General features: G+C 72.4%; 3 protein-coding genes. 2 read left to right on the plus strand and 1 reads right to left on the minus strand.

The genetic code is table 11. The features are described 5' to 3' along the window. Positions 1 to 673, minus strand: a 673-nt coding sequence (locus tag ACFV4F_RS43295; RefSeq protein WP_380511544.1) for a LysR family transcriptional regulator, incomplete at its 3' end; no start/stop codon positions are given. A gap of 81 nt (positions 674 to 754) precedes the next feature. On the opposite strand from ACFV4F_RS43295, the gene ACFV4F_RS43300 reads away from it, so the two are divergent. Both ACFV4F_RS43300 and ACFV4F_RS43305 read left to right on the plus strand, forming a co-directional pair. After that, a complete protein-coding gene (locus tag ACFV4F_RS43300; RefSeq protein ID WP_380511547.1) occupies positions 755 to 1237 on the plus strand; it encodes a cupin domain-containing protein in 483 nt (160 codons plus the stop codon). A 17-nt stretch (positions 1238 to 1254) separates the two neighbouring features. Further along, positions 1255 to 1617 (plus strand): DoxX family protein, encoded by a 363-nt coding sequence (locus tag ACFV4F_RS43305; protein ID WP_380511550.1) that lies wholly within the window; start codon positions 1255 to 1257, stop codon positions 1615 to 1617. Positions 1618 to 1705 lie beyond the last annotated feature (88 nt).

The raw sequence follows: 1705 nt of genomic DNA on the forward strand, positions 1-1705 counted from the left end.
CAGCCTGAAGGCATTCCGGGACGGCGCGCACCACCGGGCCCTCGCGCGGCGTGCCGCCGTTCCAGTACGACTGCCACGCGGGGTCGGTGCCCGGCGGGAACTGGAACCAGCGGCGGTCGCCCAGCTCGGCCAGCCGCAGCCGGTCGCGGCGGGCCAGCGGATCGTCGGCGCGCAGCACCACGCCGACCGGATCGGCCCGCAGCGCGCGCACCGTCAGGGCAGTCTCGTCGAAGGGCGCCCTGGTCAGCGCGACGTCGACCAGTCCGGCGCGCAGCCCGCAGGTCGGGTCGGTCAGGTCGGTGTCACGGATGCGGATGTCGACGCCGGGGTGGCTCCGACGGTAGGCGGCGGCCAGCCTGGCCACGCCCGGATCGGTGCCGTCGCCCAGGATGCCGACGGTGATGGCCGCGACGCCGGCCGCGACGCTCACCCGCTCCCGAACGCGGTCGGCGTGGTCGAGCAGGGCCCGCGCCTCGTCGAGCAGCACCGCGCCCACCGGCGTGAGCGTGACGCCCGTGGGCGAGCGGGCGAACAGCAGGGCCCCGACCTCGGCCTCCAACCGCTTGATCGCCCGGCTCAACGGCGGCTGGCTCATGTGCAGTCGGGTGGCGGCCCGGCCGAAGTGGAGTTCCTCGGCGACGGCCACGAAGTAGCGCAGGGTTCGTAGCTCCACGCTGCAACGATACCCACGAGGTATCGGCGCTGCGGGACAGGTCTTGGACGGCCGTGTGGTCCCGGCGGTGCACTGGTGAGCATGACCGAAGAAGCGAAGACCAGCGAGCCCGCCGTGCACGTCGTGGGGCCCGGCCAGGGCGAAACGATTGTCCTCGGCACCACGCGCATGCGCGTCCTGGAGGACGGCAGCCACACCGGACACCGCCTCGCGATCGCCGAGTCCGTCCTCGCCCCGCACACCCAGGGGCCGCCCCAGCACCGCCACGGCCGGCACGACGAGGGCTTCTACGTCCTCTCCGGCACCGTGCGGTTCACCGTCGGGACGGACGACTACGAGGCCACCACGGGCACGCTCGTGATCGTCCCGCCCGGCACCCCGCACACCTTCGCCAACCTCACCGACCAACCCGCCGTCATGCTCAGCACGTTCACCCCCGACCTGTACGTGCAGTACTTCCGGGACCTCCAGGAAGCGCTCGCCGACGGGCGGCCCCTGACGCCGCAAACCAACCTCGACGCGATGAGCCGCTACGCGACCGAGCCCGCCACCGACCACGCCTGATTCACCGAACGGGAACCATGAACCACATCGCCTATGGAACCGTCGCGGGACTGCTCGCGCTGTTCTACCTCTACTCGGGCGCCCTGAAGGCGGTCCGCAGCCCCGATCAGCTACGCCCGATGATGGCCTGGGTCGACCGCGTGCCCCTGCCCGCCGTCAGGGCACTGGGGGCGGTGGAACTGCTCGGCGCGGCCGGTCTGATCCTGCCGCCGCTGACGGGTGTCGCCCCCGCACTGGCCGTTGTTGCCGCTGTCGGCCTCGTCCTCCTCCAGGCCGGCGCGATCGCCGTTCACCTGACAGGCGGCGACCGCCGGATCGCCCTCAACGCCGTGCTCACCGTCACCGCGGCCGTGACCACCTGGCTGGCCACCGGGCTGTGATCGAGCGCGGCTCGACGCTTCATAGAAAGTCGACGGGTCCGACTGTCTCTGGGGGTGGATTGGTTGCGCACTGCGGGTGCTCGGGCGC

Source organism: Kitasatospora sp. NPDC059722, assembly GCF_042733235.1.
Classification (GTDB): Bacteria; Actinomycetota; Actinomycetes; order Streptomycetales; family Streptomycetaceae; genus Kitasatospora.

Excerpts from the sequence above, each read along its gene's own strand:
- ACFV4F_RS43300 (WP_380511547.1), top strand. The coding sequence starts at position 755 with ATGACCGAAGAAGCGAAGACCAGCGAGCCCGCCGTGCACGTCGTGGGG.
- ACFV4F_RS43305 (WP_380511550.1), top strand. The coding sequence starts at position 1,255 with ATGAACCACATCGCCTATGGAACCGTCGCGGGACTGCTCGCGCTGTTC.